Origin of the sequence: Paracoccus sp. S4493 (assembly GCF_000967735.1) — a bacterium.
In the GTDB taxonomy this organism is placed as follows: Bacteria; Pseudomonadota; Alphaproteobacteria; order Rhodobacterales; family Rhodobacteraceae; genus Paracoccus; species Paracoccus marcusii.
Genome location: NZ_JXYF01000263.1, coordinates 1 through 338 on the forward strand (window position 1 = coordinate 1; position 338 = coordinate 338).

At 68.9% G+C, this 338-nt stretch carries 1 pseudogene; it reads right to left on the minus strand.

The annotated features are described in order from the left end of the window. Nucleotides 1–338: pseudogene (locus TW83_RS16915) on the minus strand (sugar ABC transporter ATP-binding protein); the annotation flags it as partial.

Below are 338 nucleotides of genomic sequence, written 5' to 3' on the forward strand. Positions count from 1 at the left end.
CCGCCCGACAGGGTGTCGACGCGGGCGCGGGGGCCCTGGGCCTTGACGCGCACCTGCTCCATCGCGGCCTGGGTCGAGGCCAGCTCCTTCTTGAAGTCGATGAACCAATGGGCCTGGCGATATTTGCCGTAGTTGTTCACCGACACGTTCTGCAGGATGGAAAAGGCCGTGATCAGCCCCTGTTCCTTGCGGCTTTCGGGCAGAAGGCCGATGCCGCGGGCCAGCCCGTCGGCCGGGTCGCGCAGGCGCGCCTCGGCGCCGTCCACGCGGATCTTGCAGCGCGCGGCGGGATATTCGCCCAGGATCGACAGGACGGTCTCGGTGCGCCCCGATCCGAC